This window comes from Pseudomonas sp. SWRI50, from assembly GCF_014269095.1.
In the GTDB taxonomy this organism is placed as follows: Bacteria; Pseudomonadota; Gammaproteobacteria; order Pseudomonadales; family Pseudomonadaceae; genus Aquipseudomonas; species Aquipseudomonas kermanshahensis.
Window position 1 is genome coordinate 61,835 of the sequence record NZ_JABWRW010000012.1, and the last position, 18,468, is coordinate 80,302.

Consider the following 18,468-nt stretch of genomic DNA (forward strand, 5'->3'; position numbering starts at 1 on the left):
GATTTACTCCTTCGCCTCAACGCGGCCCAGGTGGAAGGCGGTGACGGCTGCGGCGAGCAGCAGCATCGACGCCAGTTCGACCACCAGCAGGTACGGGCCGAACAGGCTGATGCCCACGGCCTTGGCGTCCACGGTGGTACCGCTGATGGCTGCGCCGCTTGGGGTGACGAACAGCACGTACAGCAGCTCGAGCAGCAGCAGGGCGGCGAGGATCACCGGCCCGGCCCATATGCCAGGCTTGAGCCAGCCGCGCTCCTGGGCGACCGACGCCGGCCCCAGGTTGAGCATCATTACCACGAAGACGAACAGCACCATGATGGCGCCGGCGTAGGCGATCACTTCCAGGGCGCCGGCGAACGGCGCACCCAGGGCGAAGAAGATCATTGCCACGGAAATCAGCGAAATGATCAGGTAGAGCAGGGCGTGCACGGGGTTGGTGCCGGTCACCACCCGAAGGGTGGAGACCACGGCGATCCCGGATGCGAAGTAGAAAGCGAATTCCATCTTTCTGTCCTTATGGGAGCAAGCTCTTCACGTTGATCGGCTCGGCTTCGTTCTGTGCAGAACCTTTCGGCTTGCCAGCGATCGCCATACCCGCAACACGGTAGAAGTTGTAGTCAGGGTTCTTGCCGGGGCCGGAGATCAGCAGATCTTCTTTCTCGTACACCAGGTCCTGACGCTTGAACTCGGCCATTTCGAAATCCGGAGTCAGCTGGATCGCGGTGGTCGGGCACGCCTCTTCGCACAGGCCGCAGAAGATGCAGCGCGAGAAGTTGATGCGGAAGAACTCGGGGTACCAACGACCGTCCTCGGTCTCGGCCTTCTGCAGCGAAATGCAGCCGACCGGGCAGGCCACCGCGCAGAGGTTGCACGCTACGCAGCGCTCCTCGCCGTCGGGGTCGCGGGTGAGGACGATGCGGCCGCGGTAGCGCGGCGGCAGGTACACCGCTTCTTCGGGGTACTGCAGGGTGTCGCGCTTGCGGAACCCGTGGGAGAACACCATGGCCAGGCTGCGCAGCTGAGTGCCGGTGCCCTTAACGATGTCGCCGATATACTTGAACATGGGTCAAATCCTCACTGGGCCGCGACGGCTGGCGTGTTGTAAAGCACGATCGCAGCGGTCACCAGCAAATTGATCAGGGTCAGCGGCAGGCAGAACTTCCAGCTGAAGTCCATCACCTGGTCATAGCGTGGGCGCGGGATCGAGGCGCGCAGCAGGATGAACAGCATGATGAAGAACGCGGTCTTCAGCGCGAACCACAGGAACGGCACCTGAGGCAGCAGGTCGAACGGACCGTGCCAGCCGCCGAAGAACAGGGTCACCAGCAGCGCCGAGATGAGGATGATGCCGATGTACTCACCGACGAAGAACATGCCCCATTTCATGCCGGCATACTCGATGTGGTAGCCGTCGGCCAGTTCCTGTTCCGCTTCCGGCTGGTCGAACGGGTGACGGTGAGTCACGGCGACGCCAGCGATGAAGAAGGTGCAGAAGCCGAAGAACTGCGGAATGATGAACCACAGGTTCTGGGCCTGGTATTCAACGATGTCGCGCATGTTGAACGAACCCACCTGCACCACCACGCCCATCAGCGCCAGGCCCAGGAACACCTCGTACGAGACGGTCTGTGCCGATGCCCGCAAGCTGCCCAGCAACGCGTACTTGTTGTTCGACGACCAACCGGCGAACAGCACGGCGTACACCGACAGGCCGGCCATGGCGAAGAAGAACAGCAGGCCGATGTTCAGGTCGGCGACGCCCCAGCCCGGTGTGATCGGGATGATCGAGAAGCCGATCAGCAGGGCGCTCATGGCCACGACCGGCGCCAGGGTGAAGATCATCTTGTCAACGAAGGGCGGGTTCCAGTCTTCCTTGAAGAACATCTTCAGCATGTCGGCGGCGATCTGGAACATGCCGAACGGGCCGACACGGTTAGGACCGTAGCGGTCCTGCCACCAGCCCAGCAGGCGGCGCTCGACGAAGCTGAGCAGCGCACCGCAGACGACTACGGCCAGCAGCACCACGATAGCCTTGACGACCTGGATGATCACATCGATCACTTCGGGGGTGAACCAGCTCATTGTGCTGCCTCCTGCAGGCCTTCGACGGGTGCACCGAAGATGGCAGGCGGAATGCCAGCCAGGCCTTTCGGCAGCGCGACCAGGCCAGCGCCCAGCTCTTCATTGATGCGCAGCGGCAGACGCAGTGCCACGCCCGCCACGTTGAGGCTGAGCAGCGCACCTTCGTTGACGCCCAGGCGGTCCGCTTCGGACTTGGCCAGGCCAACGTAGGCAGCAGGGATGCGCTCTTGTACCGGAGCGGCGCGCGAGGAGTTCTCTTCGCTGCCGAACAGGTGGAAGAACGGCACGGCGGTCCAGGTGCCACGGGCCGGGTTGAATGCGCCCGGGATGGCGTTGAACCAGTTCAGGCGATCACCTTGCGATTCGATCAGGCGCACGCCCGGGTCACCGGCACGCAGATGGCCACCGACCTCGTCCTGGAACTTGTTCCAGGCTTGCGGCGAGTTCCAGCCCGGCGACCAGGCGAACGGCACTTGTTGGCGCGGTTCGACGGAGCCCGAGTAACCTTCCATCGAGAAGGCGAACGCGGTGTCCTTGTCTTGCGGGGTACGCGGCTCGTGCACGCTGATGTTGGCGCGCATGGCGGTACGGCCGGAGTAGCGCAGCGGCTCACGGGCCAGTTTCATGCCCTTGATGCGGAACGCGGCGGAAGGCGCTGCGTTGACGATGCCAGCCAGTTGTGGGGCGGCTTCGGCGCAGGCGCTGGTGACGTGGTCCAGTTGGGTCCAGTCGACCGGCTTGTTCAGCAGGGTCGCACGCAGGGCGTGCATCCAGCGCCAGCCTTCGTGGACCAGGATGCTGCTGTCCAGGTATTGCGGGTCGAACACCTGGAAGAAGCGCTGGGCGCGGCCTTCTTGGCTGACCAGGGTGCCGTCGCCTTCGGCGAACGAGGCTGCCGGCAGCACCAGGTGAGCGCGTTCCAGGGTGGCGGTGTTGGAATGGTCGGCAACGATCACGACTTTGGCTGCAGCCAGGGCGGCATCGACCTTGGCGGCCGAGACGCGGGTGTACAGGTCGTTTTCCAGGACCACGATGGCGTCGGCTTTGCCGCTGATGACCGCGTCCAGCGCGGCATCGACGGACTCACCGCCCAGCATCGCCAGGCCGAAGCTGTTGGCTTCAGGCACGACCAGGCTCAGCGAACCGTTTTTCTCGCGCAGCTTCAGGGCCTTGGCGATGTTGGCGGCGGCTTCGATCAGCGCCGGGTCGGCCAGCGAGGTACCGGCAACTACCAATGGGCGCTTGGCCGCAACCAGGGCATCGGCGATGCGCTGGGCCAGGGCCTTGGCTTCTTCGTCCAGGCCTGCAACGGCCGGGGCGCTCGGGTCGATGGCGTGGGCCACGGCGAAGCCGATGCGGGCCAGGTCAGCCGGGGCTGCGTGTACACATTCTTCAGCGACGTCATCCAGCTTGGTTTCAGCCAGGCTGGCGATGAACAGCGGATACAGCGCGTGCTGGCCGATGTTTTTCACCGCGGCGTCCAGCCAAGGCTGCACTTTCATCGCCTCGGCCATGGCTTCGGCCTTGCCTTTGGTGGCCTGGCGTACGGACAGGGCAACGCGGGCGGCGGTCTGGGTCAGGTCTTCGCCAAGCACGAACACAGCGTCGTGGTCTTCGATGTCGCGCAGGGTCGGCACCGGCAGCGGGCTGTTGTTCAGCACGTTCAGGGCCAGGCGCACACGGGCCAGTTCGCCCGCTTCCATACCCGAATAGAAGTAGTCGGCACCGACCAGCTCACGCAGGCCGTAGTTGCTTTCGAGGCTGGCGCGCGGCGAGCCGATACCGACGATGGTGCGCCCGCGCAGCAGGTCGGCGGCCTTGTCCAGTGCGGCGTCCAGGCTCAGCTTGGTGCCATCGGCCAGGCGTGGCTGGCGGGGGCGATCGGTGCGGTTGACGTAGCCATAACCGAAGCGGCCACGGTCGCACAGGAAGTACTGGTTGACCGAGCCGTTGAAGCGGTTTTCGATGCGACGCAGTTCGCCGTAGCGTTCACCTGGGCTGATGTTGCAGCCACTGGAGCAGCCGTGGCAGATGCTCGGTGCGAACTGCATGTCCCACTTGCGGTTGTAGCGCTCAGAGTGGGTCTTGTCGGTGAATACGCCGGTCGGGCAGACCTCGGTCAGGTTGCCGGAGAACTCGCTTTCCAGCACGCCGTCTTCAACGCGGCCGAAGTACACGTTGTCGTGGGCGCCATAAACACCCAGGTCGGTACCGCCTGCGTAGTCCTTGTAGTAGCGCACGCAGCGGTAGCAGGCGATGCAGCGGTTCATCTCGTGTGCGATGAACGGGCCGAGGTCCTGGTTCTGGTGGGTACGCTTGGTGAAACGGTAGCGGCGCTCGTTGTGGCCGGTCATTACCGTCATGTCCTGCAGGTGGCAGTGACCGCCTTCCTCGCACACTGGGCAGTCGTGCGGGTGGTTGGTCATCAGCCATTCGACGACGCTGGCGCGAAACGCCTTGGACTCTTCATCTTCGATGGAGATCCAGGTGCCGTCGGAGGCAGGGGTCATGCAGGACATGACGATACGACCACGGGTGTCGTTCTCGTCGGTGTACTGCTTGACCGCGCACTGCCGGCAGGCGCCAACGCTACCTAGCGCGGGGTGCCAGCAGAAATAAGGGATGTCGAGGCCGAGCGACAGACACGCCTGTAACAGGTTGTCTGCACCGTTGACTTCGAGCGCTTTGCCGTCTACGTGGATAGTGGCCATTGTTCAAAGTTCTTCGTTGGCCCGCGTGAGCGGGCGTGGCTAATGGAAATCTGTACGCCTGCGGCCCGCCGCGAATCGTTCGGGCCGGCCTGCAGGCTGGCGGGTGGCACGGACCACCCGCAGCTCATCTTGTTATGCGCCGACCACGATCGGCCCGCTCGGTACTGGCTTGGCCAGGTTCGGGCGCAGGGCATCGGCAGCACTGGCTGGGGCGACACCGGCCTCGAACTCGGAGCGGAAGTATTTGATGGCACTGCCCAACGGCTCGACGGCACCCGGTGCGTGAGCACAGAAGGTACGGCCTGGGCCGAGGAAGTTGACCAGGCCCAGCAGGGTCTCGATGTCTTCGGCGCGGCCTTGGCCTTGCTCCAGCGAGCGCAGCATTTTCACGCTCCACGGCAGGCCGTCACGGCATGGGGTGCACCAGCCGCACGATTCGCGGGCGAAGAACTCTTCCATGTTGCGCAGCAGCGAGACCATGTTGATGCTGTCGTCGACCGCCATGGCCAGGCCAGTCCCCATCCGGGTGCCAACCTTGGCGATGCCGCCGGCGTACATCTGTGCGTCGAGGTGCTCGGGCAACAGGAAGCCGGTACCGGCGCCACCTGGCTGCCAGCACTTGAGCTTGAAGCCGTCGCGCATGCCGCCGGCGTAGTCTTCGAACAGCTCACGGGCGGTGACGCCGAATGGCAGTTCCCACAGGCCAGGGTTTTTCACCTTGCCGGAGAAGCCCATCAGCTTGGTGCCGTGGTCTTCGCTGCCTTCGCGGGCCAGCGACTTGTACCAGTCGTTGCCGTTGGCGACGATGGCCGGCACGTTGCACAGGGTCTCGACGTTGTTCACGCAGGTCGGCTTGCCCCATACGCCAACGGCGGCAGGGAAGGGCGGCTTGGAACGTGGGTTGGCGCGACGGCCTTCCAGCGAGTTGATCAGTGCGGTTTCTTCACCGCAGATGTAGCGGCCGGCACCGGTGTGCACGAACAGCTCGAAGTCAAAGCCCGAGCCCAGGATGTTCTTGCCCAGGAGGCCAGCGGCCTTGGCTTCGTCGATGGCGCGGTTTAGGTTTTTCGCTGCGGTGGTGTACTCGCCACGCAGGAAGATGTAGCCGCGGTAGGCCTTCAGGGCGCGGGCGCTGATCAGCATGCCCTCGACCAGCAGATGGGGCTGTTGCTCCATCAGCATGCGGTCCTTCCAGGTGTTCGGCTCCATTTCGTCCGCGTTGCACAGCAGGTAGCGGATGTTCATGGATTCGTCTTTAGGCATCAGGCCCCACTTCACACCCGTGGGGAAGCCTGCGCCGCCGCGGCCCTTGAGGCCGGAGTCTTTGACGTTCTGCACGATGTCGTCTTGCGACATCTCGCTCAGTGCCTTGCGGGCAGCAGCGTAACCGTTCTTGGCCTGGTACTCGGCAAGCCACACCGGCTCGCCGTCGTCACGCAGACGCCAGGTCAGTGGGTGGGTTTCGGCCGAACGCGCGATGCGGTTGGCCGGGCCGAAGGAAGTAATGGTCATACGTAACCCTCCAGCAGTTTGGAAACGCCAGCAGGCTGCACGTCGCCAAAGGTGTCATCGTCGATCATCAGGGCCGGGGCCTTGTCGCAGTTGCCCAGGCAGCAGACCGGCAGCAGGGTGAAGCGCCCGTCGGCGGTGGTCTGGCCGAGGCCGATGCCCAGTTCGCTTTGGATCTGGCTGACCACCGACTCGTGGCCACCGATGTAGCAGACCATGCTGTCGCACACACGGATGATGTGGCGGCCGACCGGCTGACGGAAGATCTGGCTGTAGAAAGTCGCCACACCCTCGACGTCACTGGCCGGGATGCCCAGCACTTCGCCGATGGCGTGAATGGCGCCGTCCGGCACCCAGCCACGTTCCTTTTGGACGATCTTCAAGGCTTCGATGGACGCCGCGCGCGGGTCCTCGTAGTGATGCATCTCGTGCTCGATGGCCGAGCGCTCGGTTTCGCTCAGGGCGAAACGGTCTGTCTGGATAAGCGTGCTGTTCATGCTTAGCGGTCCACGTCAGCCATAACGAAGTCGATACTGCCCAGGTACGCAATGAGGTCGGCGACCATGCTGCCTTTGATCACCGAAGGGATCTGCTGCAGGTGCGGGTAGCTCGGGGTACGGATCCGGGTGCGGTAGCTCATGGTGCCGCCATCGCTCGTCAGGTAGTAACTGTTGATGCCCTTGGTCGCTTCGATCATCTGGAACGACTCGTTGGCCGGCATGACCGGGCCCCACGAGACTTGCAGGAAGTGTGTGATCAAGGTTTCGATGTGCTGCAGGGTGCGCTCTTTCGGCGGCGGCGTGGTCAGCGGGTGATCCGCCTTGTACGGGCCTTCCGGCATGTTGCGCAGGCACTGGTCGATGATGCGGATACTCTGACGCATCTCCTCGACACGGACCATGCAGCGATCGTAGGCATCGCCGTTGTGGGCCAGCGGTACTTCGAACTCGAAGTTTTCGTAGCCGGAATACGGGCGCGCTTTACGCAGGTCGAAGTCGCAACCAGTGGAACGCAGGCCGGCACCGGTGGTGCCCCATTCCAGCGCTTCCTTGGTGTTGTACGCGGCGACGCCGACGGTACGGCCCTTGAGGATGCTGTTCTGCAGGGCGGCCTTGGTGTATTCGTCGAGGCGCTTAGGCAGCCAGTCGACGAAGTCCTTGACCAGCTTGTCCCAGCCGCGCGGCAGGTCGTGGGCGACGCCACCGATGCGGTACCAGGCCGGGTGCAGGCGGAAACCGGTGATCGCTTCGATCACGGTGTAGGCGCGCTGGCGGTCGGTGAAGGTGAAGAACACCGGGGTCATGGCGCCGACGTCCTGGATGTAGGTACCCAGGAACAACAGGTGGCTGGTGATGCGGAAGAATTCGGCGAGCATGATGCGAATCACGTCGACCTTCTGCGGCACCTTGATGCCGGCCAGCTTCTCTACCGCCAGTACGTACGGCAGGTTGTTCATCACCCCGCCGAGGTAGTCGATACGGTCGGTGTAGGGGATGAAACTGTGCCAGGACTGGCGCTCGGCCATCTTCTCGGCGCCACGGTGGTGGTAGCCGATGTCCGGGACGCAGTCGACGATCTCTTCACCGTCCAGCTGCAGGACGATACGGAACGCACCGTGGGCAGAGGGGTGGTTGGGGCCGAGGTTGAGGAACATGTAGTCCTCGTTGGCGCCCTGGCGCTTCATACCCCAGGCTTCCGGGTTGAAACGTGCCGATTCCTCTTCAAGCTGCTGCTTGGCCAGGGTCAGGCTGTAGGGGTCGAACTCGGTGGCGCGGGCTGGGTAGTCCTTGCGCAGCGGGTGGCCTTCCCAGGTGGGCGGCATCATGATGCGGCTCAGGTGCGGGTGGCCGGCAAAGTCGATGCCGAACATGTCCCAGACTTCGCGCTCGTACCAGTTGGCGTTAGGCCAGATGCCGGTCACGGTCGGCAGGTTCAGGTCGCCTTCGCTGAGCGACACCTTGATCATCACGTCGCTGTTACGCTCGACCGACAGCAGGTGGTAGAACACGCTGAAATCGGCGGCGGGCAGGCCGCGGCGCTGGGTGCGCAGGCGCTCGTCGACGCCATGCAGGTCGTACAGCATGCTGTACGGCTTGGCGACGTTGCGCAGGAAGCTGAGTACTTCTTTGAGCTGTGCACGTTTTACCCACAGCACCGGCATGCCGGTGCGGGTTTCCTGGGCGACGAATGCGTCGGCCCCAAAACGGTTGTGCAATTCGACGACCACATCCTGGTCGTCAGCCTTGTAAGGCGGAATATAAATAGCGGTGTCCGCTGTCATGGTCTCGGTCGCTTTGAGTCAACGTAGAGAATGAAGCCAGGCCGCCGGCTCCTTGGGGAGCGGGCGGCAGGTCGCTGGATCAGACTTCGTCGGGGCTGCGCAGGTTGGTTACCGCGATACGCTGTTCACGACGCAGGTCTTTCTGGGCAGGCATCTCGGCACGGTAAATGCCTTGATCACCAACAACCCAGGAAAGCGGGCGTCGCTCCTGGCCAATCGACTCCTGCAGCAGCATCAAGCCTTGCAGGAACGCTTCAGGGCGAGGCGGGCAGCCAGGCACGTAAACATCCACGGGGAGGAACTTGTCGACCCCCTGAACGACCGAGTAAATGTCGTACATGCCACCGGAGTTGGCGCACGAACCCATGGAGATGACCCACTTCGGCTCGAGCATCTGCTCGTACAGGCGCTGAATGATCGGCGCCATCTTGATGAAGCAGGTACCGGCGATGACCATGAAGTCGGCCTGACGCGGCGAGGCCCGGATGACTTCGGCGCCGAAGCGGGCGATGTCGTGGGGCGCCGTGAAGGCTGTGGTCATTTCCACGTAGCAGCAGGACAGGCCGAAGTTATACGGCCAGAGGGAGTTCTTGCGACCCCAGTTGACCGCGCCACGCAGCACATCTTCGAGTTTCCCCATGTAGATGTTCTTGTGGACCTGGTCCTCGAGCAGTTGGTCGGTGACGGTTTCCCGTTCACCTACCGGGTACTGCTCGTTGGGCGCATCCGGATCGATTCTGGTGAGATTGTATTGCATTGCCAAAGCCTCATTGTTTCAGCTTCGCTTGCCGCTTGCGGCGACCTTCGGGAGCCCAATCAAGAGCACCGACGCGCCAAAGGTAGACAAGACCTGCCAACAGAATTGCTATGAAAACGAGCGCTTCGACGAACCCGGTCCAGCCGCTTTCGCGGACGGACACAGACCATGCAAAGAGGAAGAGGGCTTCGATATCGAAGATCACGAACAGCATCGCGACCAGATAGAATTTGGCGGACAGACGCAGGCGGGCGCTGCCGACGGGCAGCATGCCGGATTCGAAGGGTTCGTTCTTGGCGCGGCCCCAGGCCTTGCTACCGAGCAGGCTGGACAGACCGAGCATGAAGGCACACAGGCCGACGACACCCAAAAGGAAGATGGCAAAGCCCCAGTTGTGGGCGATGAGTCCTGCCGAATCGGACATGCTAGAGATCCTTATACAGAGACCCAGCTCTGCAGTCTGAAATAAGTAGAGCGGCGACCTGGTGTCGCACATGCAGTGACCAAATGTCGCAGCTGAATCAATCGCGCTGATTTTATGGGTAAACCCGGTGCAAGTAAAATTTCTGTGGCAATTTATTCGTAGGATTAAGAACAAAAATCTTTCGTAACTGGCTGAAAGCCTTGAATTTCGGGCATTGCGCGCGTTTTTGTTAATTATGTTTCTTGCGCGATGTAACGAATTCCTAATTATTTAATGATAATTAATCGCATTGAGCCTGGTGCGGTGAAATTCTCCTCTTGTGAGCCTTGCAAAGTTGCCCGGGCGGGTTGGCTACTTGCAAATGCGAAAAAGGCTCGTTCTAACAGCTTCCAGCGCCTTGCGCACCGCTCTGGGTCAATACTTTATCGGTTAAGCCGTGGCGGGCCGATGAAGCGATTGCCCACTGGCCCAGCCAGTAAGCGACGATGATCAGGTAAGGCGCAGCAGCGAACGGGCTGACGAAGCGGTCGATACCGATCAGGCTGTCAGAAAATACGAACATGCACGCGCCGAGCCCGGCGATACCGCCGCATGCCAGAGCGCGCCAGAGCATGGCACTGATCGCCAAGGCATACAGCGCCACTGGGGCCAGGAGCGGGCCGAGGCCGTGGCTGGCCAGCACCCCCAGCAGCGTCGAGCCCGTCGCCGCGCTCAGCAGCAGAGCTGGCAGGGCCGGGCGTAACGTCAGGTTGCAATAGGCACGCAGGTAAGCCAGGTGGGCGCAGAGAAACGCTGCCAAACCGAACACGAACAGGTCGGCTGGGACGGCCAGAAGTACGTCACCCAGTACCGAGAAACCCAGGCCGATGACGATCCAGTGGCGGTATACAGTGTCGGGTCCCTGGTAGAGCCAGGCGATCAGTGCCAGTACCGGAACGGGTTTGACCAGCAGGCCAAGCAGCGCATTGTCGCTGGCCAGTGCATAGAGATAAAAAGCAGCGGCTGCGACGGCGATTGTGATCAGGTGGCTTGGACGAAGCATGGGCAGTCCTTGCTACTGTGCTGCCACAAGCATAGTCCGGATCCTGGGTTTTGCTTTCGTCTGCACTGGCCTCTTCGCCGGCAAGCCCGCTCCCACAGCTATCGCGCCATGCTTGAATAGGCGCAGAACCTGTGGGAGCGGGCTTGCCCGCGAAGAGGCCAGTGCAGGTAAAAAAGAAGGCCCGAGACGCTTGCGAGTCCTGGGCCTTCCTTCAACAGCCCGCTGTTATCAGTGGAACTGCTCTTCCTCAGTCGAACCGGTCAGCGCAGTCACCGACGAAGCCCCACCTTGAATCACGGTGGTCATGTCATCGAAGTAGCCAGTGCCCACTTCCTGCTGGTGCGCAACGAAGGTGTAGCCTTTGCTGGCATCAGCGAATTCCTGCTCCTGCAGCTTGACGTAGGCAGTCATGTCGTTGCGGGCGTAGTCGTGCGCCAGGTTGAACATGCCGTGCCACATGTTGTGAATGCCAGCCAGGGTGATGAACTGGTGTTTGTAGCCCATGGCCGACAGCTCGCGTTGGAACTTGGCGATGGTCGCGTCGTCCAGGTTTTTCTTCCAGTTGAAGGAAGGCGAGCAGTTGTACGACAGGATCTGGTCCGGGTATTCCTTCTTGATCGCTTCAGCGAAGCGGCGGGCTTCGTCCAGGTCCGGCTTGGCGGTCTCGCACCAGATCAGGTCGGCATACGGTGCGTAGGCCAGGCCGCGGGAGATTGCCTGGTCGAGGCCTGCACGCACTTTGTAGAAGCCTTCACGGGTGCGCTCGCCGATCACGAACGGTTGGTCGTACGGGTCGCAGTCGCTGGTCAGCAGGTCGGCGGCGTTGGCGTCGGTACGGGCCAGAATGATGGTCGGTACGCCCGAAACGTCAGCTGCCAGGCGCGCGGCAACCAGCTTCTGTACAGCTTCCTGGGTGGGTACCAGTACCTTGCCACCCATGTGGCCGCATTTTTTAACCGAGGCCAGCTGGTCTTCGAAGTGCACGCCGGCAGCGCCCGCTTCGATCATGTTCTTCATCAGCTCGTAGGCGTTCAGTACGCCGCCGAAACCGGCTTCGGCGTCAGCTACGATTGGCGCGAAGTAGTCGATGTAGCCTTCGTCGCCTGGGTTCTTGCCGGCTTTCCACTGGATCTGGTCGGCGCGGCGGAACGAGTTGTTGATGCGCTTGACCACGGTCGGTACCGAGTCGACTGGGTACAGCGACTGGTCGGGGTACATGGACTCGGCCGAGTTGTTGTCGGCGGCAACTTGCCAGCCAGACAGGTAGATTGCCTGGATGCCGGCTTTGACTTGTTGTACTGCCTGGCCGCCGGTCAGGGCGCCCATGCAGTTGACGAAATCTTTTTCTGGGCGGAAGGACGGGTGGGCACCCTGGGTGACCAGCTTCCACAGTTTTTCTGCGCCCTGGCGGGCCAGGGTGTGCTCCGGCTGCAGGGAGCCACGCAGGCGAACGACATCAGCGGCGGTATAGGTACGGGTCACGCCTTTCCAGCGCGGGTTTTCGGCCCAGTCTTTCTCGAGGGCTGCAATTTGCTGTTCGCGTGTCAGTGCCATGGAAATAAACCTCGTCGCATCGATCTTGGGGTAATTGTGCTGATGCTCGGGTGCAGATCAGAGGCCTGGCGGCTGTCCTGTTCGGGGGCGTGCGGCGGCGAACGCGAAGGCTCGAAGGGGAAGGGGGTGCAGGCCAGGCGAAGGTGTGCGCTGCAGGTCGGCTCGTGGTTGCCTTGCTGCGGTGCTACGCGATTGCCAGAACTGCGGTGATGCGCTTCCGTCCCTCGGGACAACTTCTTCGTTGCAGTCGCAATCCCGTCGAACCGCCTTGTGGGCCGTATAGACACGAGGCGCCTCCAGGGGTGGGAGGAGCACGCCTCGAAGGCCCTTGCCAGGGCCCCTGATTAGCGGGAGCGAGGCCATCATGCCCTTGAGAAAAAGTACCTGTCAAATGTTTTGTAGTGACTTTTTTCACTTACTACATCTTTGGTCTAATACGACTCGGCAGTCAGTTTCTAGGCCATTGGTCGAGGCCTTGAATTGCCTGGGATCAGTCCAGAAGGTCGACTTTTACACGTAAAGTCATGTTTTCACCGCGCTGGGTACTGTAAGTGTGGCTTGACGCGCTACGATCGGACTGGCTCTGCTGGTTGAACCCCGCCAAGGTGATCCATTCCCCGAGCTTGCCGGTGACTGTCGTGTCGGTGCTTTGCACTTTCACTACATCTGCACGTTCCTGGCTGATGCGATCATTATTGGTGCTTATTTGCAGACGAACCGTTTCGCCGCTCAGGCTGGGGGTAACGTAGAAACCTTGGGTCACATTGCGGTATTCGGTGTTGCTTTGAATGCGCCCATAACCGTCGGTACTGGTGCTGGTGACCGGGATGCTCTGGCCAACCTGGATCAGCGCGGCCTGGCCTTCGCTGGCCTGAACCTGCTGCATGCCGCCTTCGCGGTTGCTGGTGCCGTAGCGGATGACGTGAGCGTTGCCGCGGGTGTCCTGGAAGTTGCTGTCGTTGTTGTCGACGCTGATCAGCAGGCGCTTGGGCGCGGTGTCCAACTGTTGCAGCAGGCTGCGCAGGTCGTCGATGCGCTCGGGGCTGGCATTGACGATCAGCTTGTTCTCGAAGGCGCTGACGGTGCCGTCCTTGCCGATGAACGATTGCGCAGCGGGCAACAGTTCGGCGCTGCTGCGGTACTGCAAGGGGAGGACTTCGGTGGCGGCGTGAGCGCTGAGGGTGGCAGCCAGCAGCAAGGAAGTGAAAAGCGGGCGTAGCGGCATGTCCATGATCTCCGCAGTGGGTATCAACATGATGGCAAATTTGCCCAGGTTGTGCAGGTTATGCATCAAGGGGCGGCATCCTGCACGTTTGAGCGGTGGCCGCTGTCAGACAAATTCCGTAACATCGCGCCCCTCGATTGCCAGCCCCTCCGCCTGGACCGCCTCACAGGAACTTCATGAAACCCGTACGACTGCGCGCCGACCTGCTCGCCGGCCTGACCACCTCGTTCGCCCTGGTGCCTGAGTGCATCGCCTTCGCCTTAGTGGCGCACCTCAACCCGCTGATGGGCCTGTATGGCGCTTTCATCATCTGTACCCTGACTGCACTGTTCGGCGGCCGTCCGGGCATGATTTCTGGTGCTGCCGGATCGATGGCGGTGGTGATCATCGCGCTGGTGGTGCAACACGGGGTGCAGTACTTGCTGGCCACGGTGCTGCTTGGCGGGGTGGTGATGATCTTGTTTGGCCTGCTGCGCCTGGGCAAGCTGGTGCGCCTGGTGCCTTACCCAGTGATGCTGGGCTTCGTCAACGGCCTGGCGATCGTCATCGCCCTGGCTCAGTTGGAGCACTTCAAGCAGGGCGGTCAGTGGCTCAGCGGTTCGCCGCTGTACCTGATGATCGGCCTGGTGGCGCTGACCATGCTGGTGGTCTACATACTGCCCAAGCTGACCCGTGCCGTACCGCCCGCGCTGGTGGCCATCCTGGGGGTAGGCCTATTGGTGTACCTGCTGGGTTTGCCGACCCGCACCCTTGGCGACATGGCGCACATCGCCGGTGGCCTGCCGCAAGTAACGCTGCCGGATGTGCCGTGGAACCTTGAAACGTTCAAGATCATCGCACCCTACGCGGTTCTGATGGCCATGGTCGGCCTGCTGGAGACCCTGCTGACGCTTAACCTCACCGACGAAATCACCGAAAGCCGTGGCTTCCCAGACCGTGAGTGCGTGGCCCTGGGCGCCGCCAACATGGTTTCGGGCCTGTGCGGTGGCATGGGCGGCTGCGCGATGATCGGGCAGACGGTGATCAACCTCAGCTCCAATGGCCGCGGCCGGCTATCGGGCGTGGTTGCCGGGGTGATGATCCTGCTGTTCGTGTTGTTCTTGTCGCCGCTGATCGAGCGTATTCCGCTGGCAGCCCTGGTGGGGGTGATGTTCGTGGTTGCTCAGCAGACCTTCGCCTGGGCCTCGTTGCGCGTGTTGCACAAGGTGCCGGTGAACGATGTGCTGGCAATCATTGCGGTGACCATCGTCACGGTGTTCACCGACCTGGCCGTAGCGGTACTGTTTGGTATTGTCATCGCGGCGGTGAACTTTGCCTGGCAGCATGCGCGGGAGCTGTATGCCGACAGCCACGAGGAAGCGGGCGGCGGCAAGCGTTATCAGGTACATGGCACGTTGTTCTTTGCCTCGACCGCCTCGTTCCTCAACCAGTTCGATACGGCGAAGGATCCGGTGCAGGTTACGCTGGACTGCCAGCATTTGAGCTTTGTCGATTATTCGGCAGTTGCGGCGCTGAAAACCTTGCGTGAGCGGTATACCAAGGCGGGCAAGCATCTACGCGTGGTGCACTTGTCGGAGCGGTGCAAGAAGCTGTTGAAGCGGGCTGGCGAGCAGCTCTGAGAAGGTTATTACCTGCACCGGCCCCTTCGCGGGCAAGCCCGCTCCCACAGGTATGCCACCGGATTCAAGGCGAATGGAGTTCCTGTGGGAGCGGGCTTGCCCGCGAAGGGGCCGGCACAGGTGAATGAATTATTCCCCGCGGTTCTTCTTCACGATCCCGTCAGCAATGCTGGCCGGTGCCTCGGCATAGCGGATGAACTCCATCGTGTAGCTGGCGCGGCCCTGGGTCATCGAGCGCATGGAAGTGGCATAGCCGAACATTTCGCCCAGCGGCACTTCGGCGCGTATCACCTTGCCGGCTGGCGTCTCGTCGCCATCCTGGATCATCCCGCGACGCCGGCTCAGGTCGCCCATGATGTCGCCCTGGTATTCCTCTGGGGTCACCACCTCAACCTTCATCACCGGCTCTAGCAGCACTGCCCCGCCTTTTTGCGACAGCTGCTTGGTGGCCATGGACGCGGCTATCTTGTAGGCCATTTCGTTGGAGTCGACGTCGTGGTAGGAGCCGTCGAACACCGCTGCCTTCAAGTTGATCAGTGGGTAGCCGGCGAGCACGCCATTCTTCATCTGCTCTTCGATACCTTTCTGGATGGCCGGGATGTACTCGCGGGGTACCACGCCACCGACGATCTCGTTGATGAATTCCAGGCCTTCCTTGCCTTCGTCGCCCGGGGCGAAGCGGATCCAGCAGTGGCCGTATTGGCCGCGCCCGCCGGATTGGCGAACGAAGCGGCCTTCGATCTCGCAGGTGTTGCGGATCTTCTCGCGATAGGCCACCTGCGGCTTGCCGATATTGGCCTCGACGTTGAACTCGCGGCGCATGCGGTCGACGATGATGTCCAGGTGCAACTCGCCCATGCCGGAGATGATGGTCTGGCCGGTTTCCTCATCGGTGCGCACGCGGAACGACGGGTCTTCCTGGGCCAGCTTGCCCAGGGCTATGCCCATTTTTTCTTGGTCGGCCTTGGTCTTAGGCTCCACGGCTACGGAGATCACCGGGTCGGGGAAGTCCATGCGCTCTAGGATGATCGGCTTATCGATGTCGCACAAAGTATCGCCGGTGGTGACATCCTTCATGCCGATCAATGCGGCGATGTCGCCGGCGCACACATCCTTGATTTCGGCGCGCTGGTTGGCGTGCATCTGCACCATGCGGCCGATGCGTTCCTTCTTGCCCTTGACCGAGTTGAGCACGGCATTACCGGAGCTGAGCACCCCGGAATACACTCGGGCAAAGGTGAGGGTGCCGACAAACGGATCAGTGGCAATCTTGAAGGCCAGGGCCGAGAAGGGCTCTTTGTCGTCGGCGTGGCGCTCAAGGTGCTGTTCTTCATCGTCCGGGTGGGTGCCCTTGATTGCCGGGATTTCCGACGGTGCGGGCAGGTAGTCGATGACCGCATCGAGCATCAGCGGCACGCCCTTGTTCTTGAACGACGAGCCAAGGATGGTCGGCACAATTTCGTTAGCAATGGTGCGCTGGCGCAGGGCGGCCTTGATCTCGTCGATGCTGAGTTCCTCGCCTTCGAGAAACTTCGTGGTCAGCTCATCGTTGGCCTCTGCCGCGGCTTCGATCATGTGCGCGCGCCATTCGTCGGCGAGCGCCTGGAGCTCGGTAGGGATCGCTTCTTCGCGGTAGGTGGTGCCGTTGTCGGCATCGTTCCAGTAGATGGCCTTCATCTTCACCAGGTCGATCTGGCCGACAAAGTGCTCTTCGCTGCCGATGGCCAGCTGGATCGGCACCGGGTGATGCCCCAGGCGCTTGTCGATCTGCTTGACCACGCGCAGGAAGTCGGCACCCTGGCGGTCCATCTTGTTGATGTAGGCCAGGCGCGGCACGTGGTACTTGTTGGCCTGGCGCCACACGGTTTCCGATTGCGGTTCGACCCCGTCGGCGCCGCTGAACACCACCACCGCGCCGTCGAGCACACGCAGCGAGCGTTCTACCTCGATGGTGAAGTCGACGTGGCCAGGGGTATCGATGATGTTGAAGCGGTACTTGTCGGGGAACTGCTTGGTCGAGCCCTGCCAGAAGGCCGTGGTGGCTGCCGAGGTGATGGTGATGCCGCGCTCCTGTTCCTGGGCCATCCAGTCCATGGTCGCGGCGCCATCGTGCACCTCGCCCATCTTGTGATTGACCCCGGTGTAAAACAGGATGCGCTCGGTGGTGGTGGTCTTGCCGGCATCCACGTGGGCGACGATGCCGATATTGCGATACAGCTCGATGGGCGTTGTACGGGCCATGGCGGACTACCTGCGGATGGGCGGATTCTCCCACGTTAGCAGACCGGAAGAATCCTGCTTTACCGCCGGGCCGTCAGTCGACCTGAGCCTGTAGCAGCCATTGGCCGTCCACTTCACGGGCCAGGCCGCTAGCAGGCAGCAGGGCCAGCAAGCGCTCGTGCAGGGCGTCGTCGGTGAAGGTCTTGAGCTTGGCCATGTCCAGCGCGCCGACCAGGTTGAGGTCTTCTTTGTGGTACGACAGCCAGGCTTTTTTCAGCACCAGCAGCACATCGCTGCCTGCGGTGTTGGCGAAGCGGCGGTTGAGCGGGCGGCCTTCCAGGGTGAAATTGTGCGCGTGGCTGTAGCTGCTCTGGTCGCCACCGTCACGGCAGCGATGGCACTGGCACGGGCCTTCGGCGAACGCGTTGCGCAGGTAAGTGTTGAAGTCCACGACGGGCTTGAGGGACAGGCGTTTGTCGACCTCGAACAGGTCGGCGATCAGGGGTTCTTCGGCGCTCACTCGGGATCCTCGTGTGGTGTGGCGTGCATCGGCGGGCACCCTAACAGATCGGGGCGGGGGAGGCCATTTTGATCTGTTGATGACGGCCACCCAGGTGCCAGGCATGACGCTGTACCTGTGGGAGCGGGTTCACCCGCGAAGAGGCCAGTAGAGACAACAGGCAAAGGCTGCCGTACTCTACGCGCCAAAACGCCTACACATCTAATTGAGGTAACCCCGCTTGAGCAGCAAGTACCCGTACACCGCCACCGTGACCATCAGCGCTGAAGACCGCGGGGGCGACATCGAGGCCTCGGAAAACCCCAGCATGCGCGTGGGCCTTGAAGCGGTGACCGAAACCCTGAAGAAGGTGCATTTCGTCGGTACGCTCGCAGCTCCCGAAAAGCCGGCCACGCACATCTGCGTTACCCTGGAAAACGGCCTGACCTACTACGGCCCGATCGTCAACGGCCACGCCGAACTCGAAGGTGGCTGGATCGCCTTCGAGTCCGACATGCTCACCCCTGAAGAGCTGGGCCTGTAAG

16 protein-coding genes are annotated in these 18,468 nt (G+C 62.1%); 2 read left to right on the forward strand and 14 right to left on the reverse strand.

All coding sequences use genetic code 11. The features are described from left to right. Positions 1–3 precede the first annotated feature (3 nt). The 12 genes from nuoJ to HU750_RS14670 form a co-directional block, all read right to left on the reverse strand. The gene (gene nuoJ / locus HU750_RS14615; RefSeq protein ID WP_186680785.1) at positions 4–504 is read right to left on the reverse strand and encodes an NADH-quinone oxidoreductase subunit J; all 501 of its coding nucleotides are present in this window, start codon (positions 502–504) and stop codon (positions 4–6) included. A 10-nt stretch (positions 505–514) separates the two neighbouring features. After that, positions 515–1,063, reverse strand: a complete 549-nt coding sequence (nuoI, locus tag HU750_RS14620) for an NADH-quinone oxidoreductase subunit NuoI (RefSeq protein ID WP_027592814.1) — start codon at positions 1,061–1,063, stop codon at positions 515–517. Positions 1,064–1,074: 11 nt separating this feature from the next. Beyond that, entirely contained in the window at positions 1,075–2,082 is a 1,008-nt protein-coding gene (gene nuoH / locus HU750_RS14625; RefSeq protein ID WP_027592813.1) for an NADH-quinone oxidoreductase subunit NuoH, read from the reverse strand. Further along, entirely contained in the window at positions 2,079–4,793 is a 2,715-nt protein-coding gene (gene nuoG / locus HU750_RS14630) for an NADH-quinone oxidoreductase subunit NuoG (protein ID WP_099454799.1), read from the reverse strand. Before nuoG ends, nuoH begins: the two co-directional genes overlap by 4 nt. A gap of 132 nt (positions 4,794–4,925) precedes the next feature. After that, positions 4,926–6,305 (reverse strand): NADH-quinone oxidoreductase subunit NuoF, encoded by a 1,380-nt coding sequence (gene nuoF / locus HU750_RS14635; RefSeq protein ID WP_027592811.1) that lies wholly within the window; start codon positions 6,303–6,305, stop codon positions 4,926–4,928. Next, positions 6,302–6,799, reverse strand: a complete 498-nt coding sequence (nuoE, locus tag HU750_RS14640; RefSeq protein ID WP_003251433.1) for an NADH-quinone oxidoreductase subunit NuoE — start codon at positions 6,797–6,799, stop codon at positions 6,302–6,304. The genes nuoF and nuoE overlap by 4 nt, the downstream gene beginning before the upstream one ends. 2 nt (positions 6,800–6,801) lie before the next feature. Further along, the gene (nuoC, locus tag HU750_RS14645) at positions 6,802–8,583 is read right to left on the reverse strand and encodes an NADH-quinone oxidoreductase subunit C/D (RefSeq protein WP_027592809.1); all 1,782 of its coding nucleotides are present in this window, start codon (positions 8,581–8,583) and stop codon (positions 6,802–6,804) included. Positions 8,584–8,662: 79 nt separating this feature from the next. Then, positions 8,663–9,340: a NuoB/complex I 20 kDa subunit family protein gene (locus HU750_RS14650; RefSeq protein ID WP_012313769.1), complete on the reverse strand. Its 678-nt coding sequence runs from the start codon at positions 9,338–9,340 to the stop codon at positions 8,663–8,665. A gap of 10 nt (positions 9,341–9,350) precedes the next feature. Continuing rightward, positions 9,351–9,764: an NADH-quinone oxidoreductase subunit A gene (locus HU750_RS14655; RefSeq protein ID WP_003251427.1), complete on the reverse strand. Its 414-nt coding sequence runs from the start codon at positions 9,762–9,764 to the stop codon at positions 9,351–9,353. 379 nt (positions 9,765–10,143) lie between these two features. Then, a complete protein-coding gene (locus HU750_RS14660) occupies positions 10,144–10,806 on the reverse strand; it encodes a lysoplasmalogenase (RefSeq protein ID WP_186680788.1) in 663 nt (220 codons plus the stop codon). A 228-nt stretch (positions 10,807–11,034) separates the two neighbouring features. Further along, positions 11,035–12,360, reverse strand: coding sequence for an isocitrate lyase (aceA, locus tag HU750_RS14665; RefSeq protein WP_012273289.1), 1,326 nt, complete (start codon positions 12,358–12,360; stop codon positions 11,035–11,037). Between the two features lie 490 nt (positions 12,361–12,850). Continuing rightward, a complete protein-coding gene (locus tag HU750_RS14670; RefSeq protein WP_225935700.1) occupies positions 12,851–13,585 on the reverse strand; it encodes a secretin N-terminal domain-containing protein in 735 nt (244 codons plus the stop codon). A 176-nt stretch (positions 13,586–13,761) separates the two neighbouring features. Between HU750_RS14670 and HU750_RS14675 the strand changes: the two genes are divergently transcribed. Further along, positions 13,762–15,204 carry a SulP family inorganic anion transporter gene (locus HU750_RS14675; protein WP_186680790.1) on the forward strand — a complete coding sequence of 481 codons (1,443 nt, stop codon included), beginning with the start codon at positions 13,762–13,764 and terminating at the stop codon, positions 15,202–15,204. A 129-nt stretch (positions 15,205–15,333) separates the two neighbouring features. On the opposite strand, the gene fusA is transcribed toward HU750_RS14675, so the two are convergent. Both fusA and HU750_RS14685 read right to left on the reverse strand, forming a co-directional pair. Next, entirely contained in the window at positions 15,334–17,445 is a 2,112-nt protein-coding gene (fusA, locus tag HU750_RS14680) for an elongation factor G (protein WP_186680792.1), read from the reverse strand. Between the two features lie 73 nt (positions 17,446–17,518). Continuing rightward, positions 17,519–17,944, reverse strand: coding sequence for a hypothetical protein (locus tag HU750_RS14685; RefSeq protein ID WP_186680795.1), 426 nt, complete (start codon positions 17,942–17,944; stop codon positions 17,519–17,521). Between the two features lie 220 nt (positions 17,945–18,164). Between HU750_RS14685 and HU750_RS14690 the strand changes: the two genes are divergently transcribed. Continuing rightward, on the forward strand, positions 18,165–18,467 hold the full coding sequence (locus HU750_RS14690; RefSeq protein WP_186680798.1) for a hypothetical protein: 303 nt from the start codon (positions 18,165–18,167) through the stop codon (positions 18,465–18,467). The last annotated feature ends 1 nt before the right edge of the window (position 18,468 follow it).